At 67.8% G+C, this 15068-nt stretch carries 16 protein-coding genes and 5 pseudogenes; 8 read left to right on the top strand and 13 right to left on the bottom strand.

Features of this window, described 5'->3' with window-relative positions; all coding sequences use genetic code 11:
- The 4 genes and pseudogenes from AB0D04_RS39720 to AB0D04_RS39705 all read right to left on the bottom strand — a co-directional run.
- Positions 1-185, bottom strand: a pseudogene (locus AB0D04_RS39720) (hypothetical protein); the annotation flags it as partial.
- A gap of 43 nt (positions 186-228) precedes the next feature.
- The gene (locus tag AB0D04_RS39715; RefSeq protein WP_362712275.1) at positions 229-1608 is read right to left on the bottom strand and encodes a hypothetical protein; all 1380 of its coding nucleotides are present in this window, start codon (positions 1606-1608) and stop codon (positions 229-231) included.
- Between the two features lie 293 nt (positions 1609-1901).
- Complete coding sequence (locus AB0D04_RS39710) at positions 1902-2102, bottom strand: hypothetical protein (protein ID WP_362712274.1); 201 nt, start codon at positions 2100-2102, stop codon at positions 1902-1904.
- A gap of 107 nt (positions 2103-2209) precedes the next feature.
- Positions 2210-2353 (bottom strand): annotated as a pseudogene (locus AB0D04_RS39705) (LuxR C-terminal-related transcriptional regulator); the annotation flags it as partial.
- Between the two features lie 412 nt (positions 2354-2765).
- On the opposite strand from AB0D04_RS39705, the gene AB0D04_RS39700 reads away from it, so the two are divergent.
- Positions 2766-4151, top strand: a complete 1386-nt coding sequence (locus AB0D04_RS39700) for a diacylglycerol kinase family protein (RefSeq protein ID WP_362712273.1) — start codon at positions 2766-2768, stop codon at positions 4149-4151.
- 273 nt (positions 4152-4424) lie between these two features.
- On the opposite strand, the gene AB0D04_RS39695 is transcribed toward AB0D04_RS39700, so the two are convergent.
- Positions 4425-4886: a MarR family transcriptional regulator gene (locus AB0D04_RS39695; RefSeq protein WP_362712272.1), complete on the bottom strand. Its 462-nt coding sequence runs from the start codon at positions 4884-4886 to the stop codon at positions 4425-4427.
- A 98-nt stretch (positions 4887-4984) separates the two neighbouring features.
- On the opposite strand from AB0D04_RS39695, the gene AB0D04_RS39690 reads away from it, so the two are divergent.
- The gene (locus AB0D04_RS39690; RefSeq protein WP_362712271.1) at positions 4985-5833 is read left to right on the top strand and encodes an SDR family oxidoreductase; all 849 of its coding nucleotides are present in this window, start codon (positions 4985-4987) and stop codon (positions 5831-5833) included.
- Positions 5834-5999: 166 nt separating this feature from the next.
- On the opposite strand, the gene AB0D04_RS39685 is transcribed toward AB0D04_RS39690, so the two are convergent.
- Together AB0D04_RS39685 and AB0D04_RS39680 are read right to left on the bottom strand one after the other, a co-directional pair.
- Positions 6000-6266, bottom strand: a complete 267-nt coding sequence (locus AB0D04_RS39685; protein ID WP_362712270.1) for a hypothetical protein — start codon at positions 6264-6266, stop codon at positions 6000-6002.
- 226 nt (positions 6267-6492) lie between these two features.
- On the bottom strand, positions 6493-6993 hold the full coding sequence (locus AB0D04_RS39680; protein WP_362712269.1) for a hypothetical protein: 501 nt from the start codon (positions 6991-6993) through the stop codon (positions 6493-6495).
- A 2-nt stretch (positions 6994-6995) separates the two neighbouring features.
- Here AB0D04_RS39680 and AB0D04_RS39675 point away from each other — a divergent pair, with 2 nt between their 5' ends.
- The 4 genes and pseudogenes from AB0D04_RS39675 to AB0D04_RS39660 all read left to right on the top strand — a co-directional run bounded on the left by AB0D04_RS39675 (position 6996) and on the right by AB0D04_RS39660 (position 10204).
- Positions 6996-8042: an SMI1/KNR4 family protein gene (locus AB0D04_RS39675; RefSeq protein WP_362712268.1), complete on the top strand. Its 1047-nt coding sequence runs from the start codon at positions 6996-6998 to the stop codon at positions 8040-8042.
- Positions 8043-9072: 1030 nt separating this feature from the next.
- Positions 9073-9174, top strand: a pseudogene (locus tag AB0D04_RS39670) (TOBE domain-containing protein); the annotation flags it as partial.
- Between the two features lie 7 nt (positions 9175-9181).
- Positions 9182-9397 carry a hypothetical protein gene (locus AB0D04_RS39665; RefSeq protein ID WP_362712276.1) on the top strand — a complete coding sequence of 72 codons (216 nt, stop codon included), beginning with the start codon at positions 9182-9184 and terminating at the stop codon, positions 9395-9397.
- 57 nt (positions 9398-9454) lie between these two features.
- Positions 9455-10204, top strand: a complete 750-nt coding sequence (locus tag AB0D04_RS39660) for a hypothetical protein (RefSeq protein ID WP_362712267.1) — start codon at positions 9455-9457, stop codon at positions 10202-10204.
- 276 nt (positions 10205-10480) lie between these two features.
- Here the strand turns inward: AB0D04_RS39660 and AB0D04_RS39655 are convergent, their stop codons facing one another.
- The 3 genes from AB0D04_RS39655 to AB0D04_RS39645 all read right to left on the bottom strand — a co-directional run bounded on the left by AB0D04_RS39655 (position 10481) and on the right by AB0D04_RS39645 (position 12063).
- A complete protein-coding gene (locus AB0D04_RS39655) occupies positions 10481-10699 on the bottom strand; it encodes a hypothetical protein (RefSeq protein WP_362712266.1) in 219 nt (72 codons plus the stop codon).
- A complete protein-coding gene (locus AB0D04_RS39650) occupies positions 10662-10985 on the bottom strand; it encodes a helix-turn-helix domain-containing protein (protein ID WP_362712265.1) in 324 nt (107 codons plus the stop codon). The genes AB0D04_RS39655 and AB0D04_RS39650 overlap by 38 nt, the downstream gene beginning before the upstream one ends.
- Before the next feature lie 202 nt (positions 10986-11187).
- On the bottom strand, positions 11188-12063 hold the full coding sequence (locus tag AB0D04_RS39645; RefSeq protein WP_362712264.1) for a hypothetical protein: 876 nt from the start codon (positions 12061-12063) through the stop codon (positions 11188-11190).
- A 749-nt stretch (positions 12064-12812) separates the two neighbouring features.
- Here AB0D04_RS39645 and AB0D04_RS39640 point away from each other — a divergent pair.
- Positions 12813-13631 (top strand): annotated as a pseudogene (locus tag AB0D04_RS39640) (IS5 family transposase).
- An 18-nt stretch (positions 13632-13649) separates the two neighbouring features.
- Here the strand turns inward: AB0D04_RS39640 and AB0D04_RS39635 are convergent.
- Genes AB0D04_RS39635 through AB0D04_RS39625 form a run of 3 tightly spaced genes read right to left on the bottom strand, consistent with a single transcriptional unit; the run spans position 13650 to position 14657 of the window.
- Positions 13650-13976 carry a DUF1048 domain-containing protein gene (locus AB0D04_RS39635; protein ID WP_362712263.1) on the bottom strand — a complete coding sequence of 109 codons (327 nt, stop codon included), beginning with the start codon at positions 13974-13976 and terminating at the stop codon, positions 13650-13652.
- A gap of 1 nt (position 13977) precedes the next feature.
- Positions 13978-14334 (bottom strand): DUF1048 domain-containing protein, encoded by a 357-nt coding sequence (locus AB0D04_RS39630; RefSeq protein WP_362712262.1) that lies wholly within the window; start codon positions 14332-14334, stop codon positions 13978-13980.
- Entirely contained in the window at positions 14331-14657 is a 327-nt protein-coding gene (locus tag AB0D04_RS39625) for a PadR family transcriptional regulator (protein ID WP_362712261.1), read from the bottom strand. Before AB0D04_RS39625 ends, AB0D04_RS39630 begins: the two co-directional genes overlap by 4 nt.
- Before the next feature lie 187 nt (positions 14658-14844).
- On the opposite strand from AB0D04_RS39625, the pseudogene AB0D04_RS39620 reads away from it, so the two are divergent.
- Positions 14845-14955, top strand: a pseudogene (locus AB0D04_RS39620) (IS5/IS1182 family transposase); the annotation flags it as partial.
- Positions 14956-15068: the final 113 nt, after the last annotated feature.

Below are 15068 nucleotides of genomic sequence, written 5' to 3'. Positions count from 1 at the left end.
TCGGCCTCGGCCGGCGGCAGTGAGGCGCGCTCGGTCGCCGCTCGGATCTCGTCGGTGCTCACGAAGCTGACCCCGGCTTCCATGGCGATACCGGCGTGCGCCTTGGAAGGGCGCTGGGCGGCCCACGCGAGAGTGGTTCGGGCGGGCGGACGGGTGAGGCTGCTGCCGTCACACGCTCGGGCCACCCTTCCGGCGCCCGCCCCTCCGCGAGACCTGGTGAACCGGTGTTCAGCCGTCCTCGTTCGGCGGTTCCTTCTCGGGCTCGGTGCCGGGTGCACCGGGGTCGACGGGAGGTGACCCGGCAGACGGGCCTGGTGTGGCTGCAGTGAGCCCGGGGCCCGTCACCGCCGGTGCCGGTACCGTCCGCGCGGCCGCAAGGAGGCCCAGGATCGCCAGGACCAGCACCCCCAGGCCGAGGACGATGGCCACACAGCCCGGGGTCGGGTAGTTCCACAGGAACAGCGCCACAATTCCCGCGACGAACACGATTCCCGTCGTCCAGCTGCGGTGACCGTCGAGCCAGCGCCCCATGCCGCCCGTGCGCAGCCCCACCCGGGCGAGGAGCCGCCCGGCGGATTCGGTGGCGCGCACGGTGGCGCGGCGAATCGCGCGGGCGCCGCGTCCGGGCCCGTACAGGTAGCCCGCGATCACGACGATCACTGCGATGACCAGCACCGTACGGGTGCTCTGCTGCAGGAACCGCACAAGGTTGTCGTACACGACGGAGGCGGCGTCCGGTGACTGCACTGTGGGCTGGATGGAGTCCAGGTACTTCTGGCGGAAGAAGGCGAGCGCGATGAGAAGCAGAACCATCATCACGCCGATGCCGACTCCCGCGCTCATCATGGCCACACGGTGCGCGGGCCCCACCCACACAGCAAGCGCCGCCAGTACGACCACGAGCACGGGCAGCCAGACGCCGACGATGTTCAGCAGGCGCATGGCGTCCTGGGCCTTGTTCAGCTTGTCGGTCTTGACCAGCACGATGGACTTGTCGATGTCGGGGATCTTGTCGGCCTTCTCGAAGCCCGCGGCGACCAGCTTCTTCTGCACTTCTTTGATCACCGTGCCGATGTTGAGGCTGATGGTGTTGCCCTTGGCCTCGACGGCGCTGCCGCCTTCACCAGTGAGGACGTTCACCACCGCCGCGTGTGCCCTGCGGTTGGCGTTGTCCCATGCATTCTCGAACTGGTCGCTCGTCACGACCTTGTTCACCACTCCGTGGACCACGTTGGTGACGCCGCTCTTCAACGCGCCCGCCAGCGCGCCCGACCTGTCGACCACGGCCGGCGGGGCGCCGGCTTTTTGCAGGGCGCGCGTGAGTGCGGCGGTGATCTCGTCGGTGTTGATGTAGCTGACGACCCGGTCCGTCACACGGTTGGTCAGCGCGCTCTGGACCGCGGGCGCCTTGCCGATGGGCGCGACGGTTTGGACGTACTGGTTGGTGTCGGAGACCTGGGAGTCCACCCAGGTGGCGACGACGCTGAGGGGCGCGAGGACGAAGGCCAGAACCAGAAGCAGGGAGGTGACGGCGTAGCGCAGCCGGCGATGCCGTATACCGGCGGCGCGGCGAAGATGCTCGTATTCCGCCCGCTCAGTGGCGCTCAAGGGGCCCTGGGGGCCTTTGGGGGCAGGGGCAGCAGGCGACGGGTCCATGGGTGCTCCTTCGCGCAGGTCCTCGATTCACCATCACTCCGTCCGGGCGGATTCACGTCACCCGTGACGGGCGACCTACCGGCCGGGGCCAGGGTTTCCGGCAGGAGAGCGCCCTTCCGACCCGCTCCCCCGGTTTGTCGCTCACGCTCGCCCCGGCGTACGGCGTACGGCGTACGGCGCCGGCACGGACTCGCCGACATCTTTGGCCTGCAACAGCAGTGGAGGCATGCTCAGGGCGGGGGTTGTCATGGTTCCGGCAGTTGGCGCATTTCCAGAACTCGCAGGCCCAGGTCCTGGAAGCGGATGAGGAGCCCGTAGAGGTGGGCCTCGTCGGTCACCTGGCCGAAGAGGACCGTCTGCTCCGGAGCGCGCGTGTTATCGAGCTCGGGAAACTCCTCGACCGCGGCGGCCGGCAGGCGGCCCGTCACGCGGAACTCGTATCGCATGAGCGCGGCCTTCCCTCCGTCGGTGAAGTCGTCCCTTTCGATGCTGAACGACCACCCGGCCCGGCCGCATCACCCGGACAAGGTGACCTCCCGTCCCCGCTCGTGGGTCAGAGCAGATGGAGCTCCCGTGCGCGCCGTACGGCATCGCTGCGGCGGGAAACCGCGAGCTTGCGGTAGATGCTCCGCAGATGCGTCTTGACCGTATTGACCGACAGATACATCGCTTCGGCGATCTCTTCCGTCGACACGAGCACGACCGGTCGGCTCAAATGTGCCGGCGCGGACGCGAGCCTCGCCGGCAGGGAGTGATCGACAACGTCGGCGGACCTGGGCTGCCCCACCTCCTCGGGCAGCACGACCTCGTGATGGCCCAGTGCCTCAAGAACATAGGCCCAGAAGACCCCGGGCGCCCTGTCCTCGTACTCGGTGGTCAGCCACACCACCGGGCCCGGGCGGGGCGGAGGCTGTCTGCCCGTCGACTCACGGTCACTGTTGGCGCCTCGGGCAACCATGACCGCGCCGCCGAGCGTTCACCCACCCCGGGTGATGCGACGGCCGGCCACAGATTGTGCAATGACAGACGGCGAGCGGAGCGGTGCCGTTCAAGGTCAGGCGGGCCCGAGAACAAGCCCGTGCACGAGCTGCATGATGTCTGGAGGCCGCATGGACACAGATGCCGGCGCCCGTGGCCGCAGGGCACAGCGCTGGTACGCGCGCCTGGCCCTGGTGGCCACAGCTGCGGCGGTCCTGATCCTTCTTGCGTTCGCCGGGCTCAGGAGCGTCGTCCTGCTGGGCGCCGGGCTGGCCGGACTGACCATCGCCGCGGCGGGTGCGTGGTGGGCACTGACGCGGCGCGGACTCACCAGGGCGCTGGCGAGCATCCTGTCCGCCGTGGCTCCGGCCGTCATACTCCTGCTCTACGCATGGGCCGGTCTGCTGTGGGTCGTACTCGTCTCGGTGGCCCTGGGGGCACTGGCGGTCTCCGCCGGCGGCGCCGCGCTCGGTGGGGATGCCCGGCCGACGCGCGCACCGGAAGTTCCGGCCGCGCCGCCCCAGCACCCTTTCCTGATCATGAATCCCCGCTCGGGCGGCGGAAAGGTGGGCGCATTCCACCTGAAGGAACGGGCGGAGGAACTCGGCGCCGAAGTACACCTGTTGGACACCACCCACCACGAGGACGTGGTCGCGCTCGCGCGCAGAGCCGTGGAGAACGGCGCCGACCTCCTCGGCGTCGCCGGCGGAGACGGCACACAGGCCATGGTGGCCGGCGTGGCCGCCGAACACGGCATCCCGTTCATGGTGATCTCCGCCGGAACCCGCAACCACTTCGCACTCGACCTCGGCCTGGACCGGGACGACCCCTCGGCCTGCCTCGACGCCCTCACCGACGGAGTCGACCTCCGCGTCGACCTCGGTTTCATCCAGGGCCGGCCCTTCGTCAACAACGCGTCCTTTGGAACGTACGCGTCCATCGTCCAGAGTCCCGCGTACCGCAACGACAAGGTGCGGACCATCCTGGAGATGCTTCCGGACCTGCTGACGCACCAGCGCGGCCCGAGGCTGGCCGTCCGCGCTGCGGACACAGTCATCGAGGCACCCCAGGCGGTTCTGGTCAGCAACAACCCCTACCGCCAAGGCGACCCCGCCGGACTGGGACGGCGGGAGGACCTGAATGCGGGCGTCCTCGGGATCCTGGGCATCAGGGTCGACAACGCGGCGCAGGCAGCCGGGATCCTGAGAGGCAGGCACGCGCAGGGCTTCACCGCCCTGACTGCCCGGGAGGTCGTCATCGACGCCGACGAGCCCGAGATCCCGGCCGGCGTCGACGGCGAGGCGCTCACCCTGCCGACCCCCGTCCACTGCACGATCCAGTCCCGCGCCCTGCGCGTACGCGTGCCCCGGCACCGCCCTGGTGTGCCGCGGCCGAAGCCCCCGATGGACTGGTGGCGACTGCGCAGGCTCGCGTTCTCGACGGGACGTCGCACATCAGGCACAGGCGGCGGACAGCCACGCGCCCGGCGCGCCTCACCGAGGACGCCTCACTGGTGAACTGGCACCGAACCGGGCTGATGACCGGTTGACCGTGCTCCCACGCCGGCACCGGTCATTGCTGAAGCTCTCTCGCCTGGGCTGACGTCAGCCGGACCGATGCCACTTTCCTCGCAACTTCGCAGGCGCGAGGTTGGCCGTTCCCTCAGCGGAAGGGTCGACACCCAGGCGATGGGCCGCGGCACCACCGTCACCGGATGAACGACAAGCCGAGGGCGCGTCGTCAGGCTCCCGTCGTCCGCCGCGGGGCGGCCCGGAGACCGGCGGCAGGCCCTAAGCGTCCTTGTTGGCCTTGAGCTTTCGCCACACCGTGCCGAGCGCCCGCAGATCGTCCTGGTCGAGGAGGTCCGTGAAAACGGGGGCGAGACACTCGCGGCGGGTGGCGTCGGCCGCCTCGAAGAGCTGGTGCCCCTCGGGGGTGAGCGAGACCTCGACGGAGCGGGCGTCGCGGGCCGAGGGGGTGCGGGTGACCAGACCTCGGCTCTGGAGGGCGTCGACGACGCGTGAGACCTGGCTGCGGCTGAGCATGGTGCTGTTCCCCAGGACCGAGGCCGGAACGGGGTCGGGGCTGGAGGCCAGCCAGAGCAGGACCTCGAACCAGGAGACCGGGAGGTCGTGCGCCTTGCTCAGGGCGCGGTCCACGCGGTCGGTCAGGACGGTCCCGGCCCAGACCAGCCCGTAGAAGGCGTGGTCGGCCACCGGCATCTCCGCCTGCGTGAGCTTCTTCTTCGACATGCCCTCAGTTTAGCGATTGCGTGCACACGCACGTAAATGTACGGTGTGTGTACACGCACTCAAATGCGCGACACCCCCGCGCCACGAAAGGCCTCCCCATGTCTTCCCAGTCCCCCAAGGTCGTCCTGATCACCGGCACCTCCTCCGGCATCGGCCTCGCCGCCGCCGTCTCCGCCGCACGCGCCGGCTGGACGACGGTCGCCACGCTGCGTGATCCCCGTCGCTCCGAGGCCCTGCGCAAGGCCGCCGCCGAGGCGGGCGTGGAGCTCGACATCCGCCGGCTCGACGTCACCGACGAGGCCTCGATCACCTCCGCAATCGACGGCGTGCTCGCGGACTACGGACACCTGGACGCCGTCGTCAACAACGCGGGTGCCGGACACCTCGGCACCCTGGAGAACGAGTCCGTGGCCGAGGTCCGCAAGGTCATGGAGGTCAACTTCTTCGGCGTGCTCAACGTCTCGAAGGCGGCCATGCCCCACCTGCGCGCCTCCGGCGGCCGCCTGATCACCGTCACCAGCGTCGGCGGCGTCATCGGACAGCCCTTCAACGAGGCCTACTGCGCGGCCAAGTTCGCCGTCGAGGGATACATGGAGAGCCTGGCCCCCGTGGCCGCGGCGCACGGCGTGTCCGTCTCCGTGATCGAGCCGGGCGCCGTGGCCACCGAGTTCGTCGCCAACGTCGGCGTCGACCTGGAAGCGGCTGTCGCCGATGCCGGGGCATACGCGCCCCAGCTGAACGCCTACCTGAACCGCACGATCTCCCAGTTCCTCGACGGCGCGCAGACCGCCGAGGCCGCCGCCGAGTCGGTGATCGAGGCGCTGACCGCGGACGAGCCCGCCTTCCGCCTCCAGACCTCCGACTGGGCCCGAGACTTCGTGGGCACCAAGCTCACCGACCTGGACGGCTCCGCCGTCCTCGGCATCACCAACGACTGGGTCGCCTGACCGCGCCCACCCCGCGAGGGGGCGGGACCCCGCAGGCGCTGCTCCCTCGGTCCGTGCCCGCACTCCGGGTACGGGGCGTACGAACCGGCCTGTTCAACGAGACGCCCCCGGCCCTCGGAGCGGTGGGACGGCTCCCGCCTTGCGGACCGGACCTGGGGCACGCCCGCTATTCACCGTCCCATTGCACCGCGGTGAGCACGGCCCCGCCGTGCCGGCGTGCGTAGCGGCAGCTCACCGGATGGTCGAAGATCACTTCGGCGACACCGGTGACCGGCCGGAGGCCGGCGAGGAGGGCACCGTCCGGCAGCCCGGCCGCCGCCTCCCTCAGCACCGTGTCGCCGGGCTGATTCGGTTCCTGCTGTGGAGGAAGCCGGCGGTCGTCCCCGGTCGGTTCGGTGCCCGTCGGCACCGGACGAATGCCTGTCGAAGACACGGCCTTGACGCCTCATGGCAGACCGGCAGCGTCCGGTGCTGCTCTGAAATCTCAATACCCCCTATTCCCCGGCTCGTTGGTGTTGGTGGCGCGAGCCCGCTGCATGGCGACTTCTTGATACGGCGATGTCGACGAGGGCGGCCGTCTTCTTCCTGGTGCTGTCGGTCGTGGAACCGGTCAGCTCGTGATGGCAACGGCGCCCGGGGCGTGTGCCCGGCCGCGCGCCTCAGGGCGGGTAGCGCGGTCGAGGTCCTGGGTTCACCCCCGTTGCGGTACCGAACATGTTCTGGGCGACCACGTGCACCCATACGTTGGTTCCGGGGACATAACGCGGGAACTGGACCGGACAGCCACGTATGAAGAGGAGTCTTTGGGCCGCTTCGTCGTCGAGTTCGCGCACGACGGACCTCACCGCGCTGACCGATTTGTAGATCAACCGGCCGTGCCGTGCCCTGAAGTCGCGCACCACGTCCGGGTCGTTGGTGACCAGGGTGTCCGGCACCGAGAACCCGGCCTGGCGGATCAGCTGGGACTGGTAGGGCTTCGACCGGTTGGAGGCCGAGGCGGCGGTGCGGTTCATCACGCAACCGGGCGCGATCTCGGTCCAGTTGCTCAGCGCCTCGACGGTGCGGCCCACGGCTGCCTCGATGATGATGCTGCAAGCGATTTCGACCAGTCCTTGGTGGCACTCGACGCATATCTCATAGCGGTCTGCAGGCTTTTGCATGGGTGGAGCGGCTTCGCCGCGACACGATCAACCGCTCGCACTACCGCGGCGTTGATGGCAATCTGACCTCGCCACCGATGGGGGCGGTAGAAAGCCAGGAGGGCGTGGCTATGGCGGTTGCGGTGCCGGACGATATACGGAATCAGTGCACGCAGCTGGGGCCTGGCGCCGCATACGCGCTGAAGGTGCTGTGCGCTCAGTTGGCGGATGATCCGCTGATGGGCACCCCAGGGTGGGAACCGTCGATGTACGTGGTCCATGTCGACGGCGAGACCTTTGACGGTTGCCCGGCGCTGGACGTTCATTACGCCTACGGGCCGCCGGCGCTGGACGAGGGCATGGTGCAGGTGCGCGGGGTGGACGTGCTGCCCCACGCGCCTGCGCGGACGACAGAGCCCGAGCACGCCGGCCGCAACGGGGGACCGCTCGAGGACGCGGTGCAGGCACGGCAGGCGACCGAAGCGTGGCAGCGCATCGAAACCTGGCTGCGCCGGCACGCCCCCACAACGCACGCCGCGCTCAAGCCCGGCGCGTCGGAGAGCGAGGTAGCCGCTCTGGAGGAGGCCCTTGGCGTGCGGGTCCCGGTATCGCTGCGGGCGCTGTGGCGTCTGTGCGCGGGAAGCCTCGACGTTCGCGGGACAGGGCTGTTTCCGGATCACGGCTGGGCCTTGATGGACCTTGACACGGCGGCGAAGTCATACCAGGGACACATGAACAGCCGGCATCGGCAAGAGCAGCAGTTCGGCGAGGAAGAGGGGATGCCGCTTTGGAAGCCGTCCTGGATTCCGTTCTGCTCGTGGAGCGTCACGGATCTGAGCTATGGCAGGTTCGTTGACGGCGAGACGGGCGAAACTGGGAGCTGGGATGAAACAGGTGAGCGCACAGTCGAGGACAAGTCGCTGACCATGCTCCTGGAGGAGATGGCCGACAGGCTGGAGTATCCGAAGCTGCTCCCGGGCTACAAGCCGGGGCTGATCGGCGGAATGCTGGTGTGGGGGCCGCCGCACACTCCTGACGAGAGGGCCTTGTGGGAGCCGTGGAACGGCTAAGGCGCGGGAAGAGGGGGCGGACGCATGTCCGGCCCCCCTCTTTGCGTGTAGCGGGGAGGTGAGAACCTGCTGCGCCAGGCGCAGGTTGTCGCTACGCCTGTGCAGTGCTCGAAGCCTGGGTTGCTGACGAAGAACCCGTCGTCATCAAGCAGCCACCATGTCTTGGGCTGCAGCTGCTTGAACGCGCCTGGTTCTCTGTGGAGTTGATGGCGGCCCCGGCCGCATCGCTCGGTCCCGCTGGGGCCGTCGGTGGCAGTCCGCGTGTCGGCGAGCAGCCCGAAGTCAGCGCTGTCGTCGCCCATCTTGTCCGTGAAGAGCTGAGCGCATTCGTCTCCGGAAGAGACCTGGTTGACGCCGCCTGGGAAGCCTCCGCTCTCGTGGGTGGGCCATGGCGTACTCGTCGCAGTCCGTTGTGCCGACAGAGGTGTCTGCCGTGTGCTTTGTCCAGCTAGTTGGGCACACGATGGCGCGGCTGTCGTTCTTGGTCCACGGGGCGCCCGTGGTGGGGTTGGTGACCTTGATGTCCGGGCCCAGGTAGTGAACGAGGGAGTCCCACTTCTTCGGCCCTGCGTGGTCGGGCATCCGCTCTTGCATCAGCCAGTAAGAGGGTCTTGCGGGTCGGTGGCGCTCTTCGGCGGAGGCCGCCGGGTCCCGGCCGGACAACGGGCGGCCCGAGTTCTCCCGCGCGGTGGTTGTCCGAGCTCATGCCCGGCAAACGTGCGGCCTATCGGATCACTGGGTTCGCATATGCGGTAATGAGAAGCCAGAAAAGCCACGTCTGCAATTCACGCAGGCGGCCCGGGTATCGAATTCGTCCGCGAACCAAGGATGGAAAGTCCCTGGTCAGGAGGCCGTAGGGCTTGAATCAACCGGCGACTTCCAGGACGCCCCGATATGCCAGCCGGACAGGGCCATTCGGCTGGCAGGTGCAATGGGCTCACCCATGCAAGCGTTCGGCGTCCCGTAGCGTCAGCAATAACGCAGGCTGCAATTGGCCTTGCCTTCCCCGATTTTTGTGAGGCGTTTCTTCGTGAGTCTGAGTATCCGCAACCAGTTCCCCGGCACCGTCACGTCCGTCACGTCCGGCGAGGCCATGGCAACCGTGAAGGTCCGGCTGGCTGGTGGGCAGGACGAGCCCGGTGCACTACCGGCGCGTGATGATGCTGCCGGCCCTGACCCCGGCCATCGGGAAGCGCGTGCTGCTGATCGCGCAGAGGGTGCAGAGGGTGCAGGCCGGCAAGGACACCCTCCGCGATGTGACGTTGGGTCGTAGTGACGGCGATTCCCTGGTGGCCGCATGGCCACGCCGAGGCGAAGGCGATGACGTGGGACGCCGACAGGATGCCCCTGTATGAGCATCACCGGGCACCATCTGAACCGCAGGTGGCAGCGATGTCACTAGGATCCGCCACGTGGCAGAAATCATCGACAACGAGCCGAACAGGTATGACGGTCGCGTCAGCCGGCCCACCCGGGACCAGGTCATCGGCCGCATCGCGGACCACCTTGCCGCCCGGCGGCCAGGGCATCCGCTGCGGGTTGCGGTGGACGGCATCACCGCCGCCGGCAAGACCACCCTGGCTCGCGCCCTCGCCACCGCGGTGGATGACCGGGGCCGACCGGCGGTCCACCTGTCCATGGACGGCTTCCATCACCCGCGCGCCCATCGTCACCGGCAAGGCCGCGACTACGCGATCGGCTACTACCAGGACGCCTACGACTTCCCCGCGTTCGTACGATCCGTCCTCGTCCCCCTCGGCCCCGGCGGCGATCACCGCTACCGCAGCCGCATCATCGACTTGGCCGGCGACCAGGCGATCGACGAACCGCCGGTCGCTGCCCCCGCCGACGCGGTCCTGGTGGTGGACGGCAGCTTCCTGCAGCGCCACGAACTGGCCGGTCTGTGGGACGAGGTCGTGTTCGCCGACACCAGCTTCCTTGTCGCGCGCCAACGCGGCACCCGCCGCGACACCACGCTGTTCGGCAGCAGCGCACAGGCCGAGCACGCCTTCGACCATCGCTACCACGCCGCCTGCCGGCTCTACCTCGCCGAGGTCGACCCAGCCGCGCACGCGACGATCGTCGTCGGCAACGACGACCTCGATCACCCTGTGCTCCGGCGGATCGGCGGCAAGCACACCGGCACAGGCCAGAAGTCCTGACGCGAGCAATGGTCACCGACCGGGCGTGGGGCTTCCTCGGGCCGGTATCGAGAAGCGCACGATAGCCAATAGCGGCCGCAACGCCCGTCCACCGTCACTCCGGCGAGCGGGCCAAGCGAACGAGCCCGCCGGCGCCAGGAGTTCTCCCCTGCCCGCGCGCATGCCGAGCGCCGTGCCAAGCGCGTCCCCCAGCCGTGCCAGTCAAGGCAGTGAACGGCGGTCACCACGGCGCCTGGAGTACGCGTCGACAACGCCTCGTCAGGCGATAAACGAGCTTCATAGGAAGCAGTCGGGCTCGGTCCACGATGACGTCCTGGAGTTCAGGAGGTCGCCGCGCTTTTGTCGCTCGGCCACAGCCGACCCGCGGGCGTGGTAGACCACGGTGTCGTCGCGTTCTCCGTAGCGCCTGAAGACGTCGATCGCCTCGTCCCGGAGAATGCCGCGGATCACGCGGATTTCACGGCGGTCGAACTGCTCGTCCCCATCGTGCGGCATGGGCCCTTCGTCGAAACCGGTGAGCTGTTCCAGTCCGGGGCCCTCTCCGGCGATGGGCTGGTGCCGGATGCCGGATGCCGGATGCCGGATGCCGGATGCCGGACCACATTGCGGCGCCGTAACACATCACGCACGGGCGCCGGTTGACGACCAGTTCCGCCTCGACCTGCTCATCGGTGATCTTCCGCGGCGCCCCCGAACGCGGCCGGTCCACCAGCCCCTTCAGCCGGTGCGCGGCGAACTGCGCCCGCCACTTGCGCACCGTCTCCCGCGAGACACCCAGCATCTGCGCGACGTGCGAGTTCGACGCGCCCTCCGCACCGCCAGCACGATCTTCGAGCGCAGCACCAGCGATGCAGACGCCGTCCGCCGTCGCGACCAGCCCCGCAACACCCGGCGCTCCTGATCGGACATCTCCGGCGGCACACGGTTTTGGACTCGGCATCCACCCACCCCATCAACCACCCAGACGCTTCCAACTCACCGCATTAGAATGCCTGCTGGTGGTTCTCCAGCATGACGTCGAGACGTTCACGGAACAGAGGGCGGTCGAGATCGTTGTAAGCGCGGGCCCACAAGGGGTGGAGGTCCGGGAGGCGCTGTGCATCCTCGTGGTAGGCGGCGGTGAGTCCCAGAAGAGCGCTCGCCGGGTGGCCCGCGTCGAGCATCCGGGAGGCGTCGGCCAGGACAGTGGCTGTCTCCCCGGTGAAGGAGGGGTACTCGTCGCCAAAGGCGTCATTCGGTGCGAGAACGCCGATACCGATGCCGGACGGGTCGGGTTCGTGGCGCCAGCCGGCCGGCGGCGCAAGATCGAGGGGGATCTCCACGTCGCCGCCGTCGGGGTTCACCCCGTACTCCGGGGTGGGCCGGATACCGAGTTCGGCCGACAGGCGTGCCACCTGGGTGCGGCGGCGCTCTCCTCCGCTGCGCAGGGCGAGGGAGAGCAGAAAGGTGAGGCCGTCCAGGGTGTTCCCGCCGATGACGCCCGGCTCCTTGTGGCCGAAGGAAGCAACGGGATGGTCAGTGCGCCCGAGTTCCGGCGCGGGGACCACCCATCCGACGCAGGTGCCGGTGCCAAGGTCCGCGAAGGGCAGGAGTTCCGGTACGGACATGAACGGTACGTGGTGTCGGCGGAACACTTCCCCCGCGTAGCAGTACTCCCACCCCTGAGGCGCGCGGGGTACCTCGCACAGGTCGAAGGGCAAAGCAAAGCTGGTCTGCACGCGGGGAGCGTCGTACAGGCCCTCCTCGTACAGGTCCGTCGTGAGGAACCCCTCCTCCCAGGCGATGTCGACCATTTTGGCGAGTGCGGGTGGGGTGGGGAACGGGAACAGGTCGTCGGTCCAGCATGGTTGTGTAGTCATGGGCAGAGAGTGTCGCAGCCACGTGTGACGGTCGGCGAGCGCACGGCTGAAGCTTCCTCGGAACGACAGAATGACGCAGGCTAAGCAGGAAGTGGCGCCGAATGCAGCACGACCGAACCGGACAACGCTCGCGTGAGAGACCCTCACTGTCCACTGCCAACGAATTAACGACTCAGGACACTAGCGCCTACCCGGATGTCTGCAGTCTCTGCTTTTTCGGCCACGACCGAATTGTGCCGTTACCTGGATCACGTAAATATCGGGTTGCGTCCTGAATGTCATCGCAACGAACAGGGCGAAATGGCTGCAGGCCTACGTAGCAGCCGTCCGTCCCGTTGGTGAGAACTCCGCCCTGAAGCTGAGGGATGCTGCCAACGACCTTCGATCGCAGTTCTTCCATCTCGTTGTAGCCGTGACCGTGCTCCTCGTCGCCGGCGTCGGCGTCTGTGTCATCTGCTCGCGCAAGAATGCCCGGGTCATCTTCGTACAGCACACCAGTGTTTGGAGCTGCTCGGTCACCCACCGCTTCATCCTCGCCAGAGGGTGGCCCTTGCGATTCTCCTCGCTACGCGGGTGCCTTTGAAGCATGGCTGCAGAAGCGGGAGTTGAAGGAGTTCGCTGCCGCCGGCTTGCCTGACCCTGCCCGCCCGGCCCGTACCGTCAAGGAATCGGGGTGGGGTGGATGCAGTGCGGGCATGGGTCCACGTGATCATGGAGTTCTCTACGCTCAGTGATCACGAAGGGCGGCCGTGCCAGCGCTGCCATCTTGCCTGCTCGAACCCTCGGGGAGAGTTCGCTGCTGACCACCCGCTGGGCTGCCACCGGCGCCGGATCGCCGACCGGACGGTCTTCGAGCACGTCGTGCTGGCGCTGGTCCACAGCTCAGGCTACGAGCGCATCTCCACCCCCGGATGCTCCGACCGCACCATCAGACGTCGCGTCAAACAGTGTGCTGAACTGGGGATATCCGAGAGGGTCCACGCCCTCGCGCTGGAGGCGTACGACCGCATGATCGGCCTCGGACTGAGCGAGATCTCGGTGGACGGTTGCCTCACCAAGGCTCCGTCCGGCGGCGAGAAGGCAGGGCGTTCGCCGGTCGACCGCGGCAAGCAGGGGCGGAAACACTCGGTCGCCTCCGATGCCTGCGGCGTCCCCCTCGGGATCGTCTCCGACGGGGCGAACCGGCATGACTCGCCCCTGCTCGGGCCCGCCCTGGGCGCGGCGAAGGAGCAGGTCGGCGCGATGCCGGAAACCGTGAGCGTCAACCTCGACCGCGGCTACGACAGCGCCAAGTCCCGTGCGCTGATGGCCGAGCTGGGGTTCACAGCCGAGATCGCCCGCAAGGGAGGCCAGCACCGATCCAGGCCGGCAAGCGCTGGGTGGTCGAACGCACCCACTCGTGGATGAACGACTATGGCAAGCTCCGGCGTTGCACCGAGAGGAGCGGCGAGGTCGTGGACTTCTACCTCTACCTCGCCGCCGCACTCGTCACGCTACGTATGCTGATCCGCCGAGCTACAAGCACTATCCCCTGGGACGGCCGTCCCACCACACGCCGCCTCAAGTGATCCATCTGCCGGTCGGTCTTACTTCTCGGCCGTGCCGGGTTTCCCGCTGATGGACTCCTGATAGATGTCCGCGTAGGTGCGCGAATCCTTGACCAGGTCGTCGCAGAAGGCAGCGACGTCGTTGCCGATGAGTTCCAGGACTCCCTTGTCGGCCGCGACGCCCTCCTCGAAGAAATCGACTATCCCTGAGAGTAGGGTCCCGTCGGGCAAGTCGATCGGTCCGATCTTGAAGAAGTACTTCTGAATCTCCTTGTAGACGATCTGGTAATCCGGCGGGAGCGCCTTGACCCGCGCCATGTGCGCTCGCCACTGCTTCTTGCCCTCGATGATGTCTTGGATGCCCACGTCAGCCCCCTAGCTGGCCCAATTTCCTTGCGACGTTCCGGTTCAACTGCTCGCGCCACCGGTCGCGATAGCTCCGAGCCCCTTCTCCCCCGGCCAGTGCCGCGCAGAAGCCCTCGACGTCGTCGCCCAGCACCTCGTGAACGCTCTGCCCATCCGCCGCCGTTTCTTCGAGCAGCCCCAGGGCACCGTCGAGGATCGGCATCAGGTTGCGGCCCGTGAAGCCCGAGTAGGGGGAGAGATGAACCTTGATCTGTTCCCACGCCGCCCGGTAGTCGGCCGGCAATGCCTCGGCCCGGGTTTCGAACGCCTTCGATTCCCTGGTGAGGTCGCTGCCGGTAATGGTCTCCCAGAAGTTCATCTCCCGCCCTCCTTGAGCTTGTCGATTCGTGATGAGAGGTACTCCCATTTCCCCCAGAACCTCCCGAGTTCTTCGCGCCCCGCGTCGTTGAGCGCATAGAACTTGCGCGGCGGACCCATTCCGGATGGTCGTTTCGTCACCTGAACGAGCCCGTTCTTCTCCAGTCGCAGCAAGATGGTGTAGACCGTCCCCTCGACGACGTCGGCGAAGCCGAGTTCATTCAGCCGACGCGTGATGGCGTACCCGTAGGTCTCCTCCCTGCCGATGATTTCCAGCACGCAGCCCTCAAGCGTGCCCTTCAACATCTCCGTCAGGTCGTCCATCGCGGGTTCTCCCCTTCGATCCTCCCAGTACTGCGTAGCACCGAGTACCACTATACGGTATCACGGAGTAGCCCGCGAGCGGCGAGCGCGGGGCCACGGAAGCGATGCGAATCATCGGCGCCGCGCTGGGTGCGCGGCACGTGAGGGGACTGGACGTTGCTTGCAGGCGGGGACGTTGCCGTATAGGGACTTCTCCCTCCGCCTCACCGCAGTACTGGTCACGCTCCGCATGCTCATCCGACGCGCGACCAAGCTCTACCGCTGGGACGCCCGGCCCACCACCCGCCGCCTCAAGTGATCCATTTGCTGGTCGGTCTAACTGATCATTTCAGAATGAGTTCGGTGCGGCGGCTGGGAGTTGGCGGTGTCATCGGGCAGGGTCTGGTGGGTGGTTGATGATCTCGTCCCTGA

This window comes from Streptomyces sp. NPDC048483 (assembly GCF_040651455.1).
Classification (GTDB): Bacteria; Actinomycetota; Actinomycetes; order Streptomycetales; family Streptomycetaceae; genus Streptomyces.
This window is presented reverse-complemented; position numbering and strand designations above follow the sequence as displayed.

Excerpts from the sequence above, each read along its gene's own strand:
- AB0D04_RS39680 (WP_362712269.1), bottom strand. The coding sequence starts at position 6,993 with ATGCAAAAGCCTGCAGACCGCTATGAGATATGCGTCGAGTGCCACCAA.
- AB0D04_RS39690 (WP_362712271.1), top strand. The coding sequence starts at position 4,985 with ATGTCTTCCCAGTCCCCCAAGGTCGTCCTGATCACCGGCACCTCCTCC.
- AB0D04_RS39695 (WP_362712272.1), bottom strand. The coding sequence starts at position 4,886 with ATGTCGAAGAAGAAGCTCACGCAGGCGGAGATGCCGGTGGCCGACCAC.
- AB0D04_RS39655 (WP_362712266.1), bottom strand. The coding sequence starts at position 10,699 with ATGCCGCACGATGGGGACGAGCAGTTCGACCGCCGTGAAATCCGCGTG.
- AB0D04_RS39650 (WP_362712265.1), bottom strand. The coding sequence starts at position 10,985 with ATGCTGGGTGTCTCGCGGGAGACGGTGCGCAAGTGGCGGGCGCAGTTC.
- AB0D04_RS39645 (WP_362712264.1), bottom strand. The coding sequence starts at position 12,063 with ATGACTACACAACCATGCTGGACCGACGACCTGTTCCCGTTCCCCACC.
- AB0D04_RS39625 (WP_362712261.1), bottom strand. The coding sequence starts at position 14,657 with ATGGACGACCTGACGGAGATGTTGAAGGGCACGCTTGAGGGCTGCGTG.
- AB0D04_RS39700 (WP_362712273.1), top strand. The coding sequence starts at position 2,766 with ATGGACACAGATGCCGGCGCCCGTGGCCGCAGGGCACAGCGCTGGTAC.
- AB0D04_RS39710 (WP_362712274.1), bottom strand. The coding sequence starts at position 2,102 with ATGCGATACGAGTTCCGCGTGACGGGCCGCCTGCCGGCCGCCGCGGTC.
- AB0D04_RS39630 (WP_362712262.1), bottom strand. The coding sequence starts at position 14,334 with ATGAACTTCTGGGAGACCATTACCGGCAGCGACCTCACCAGGGAATCG.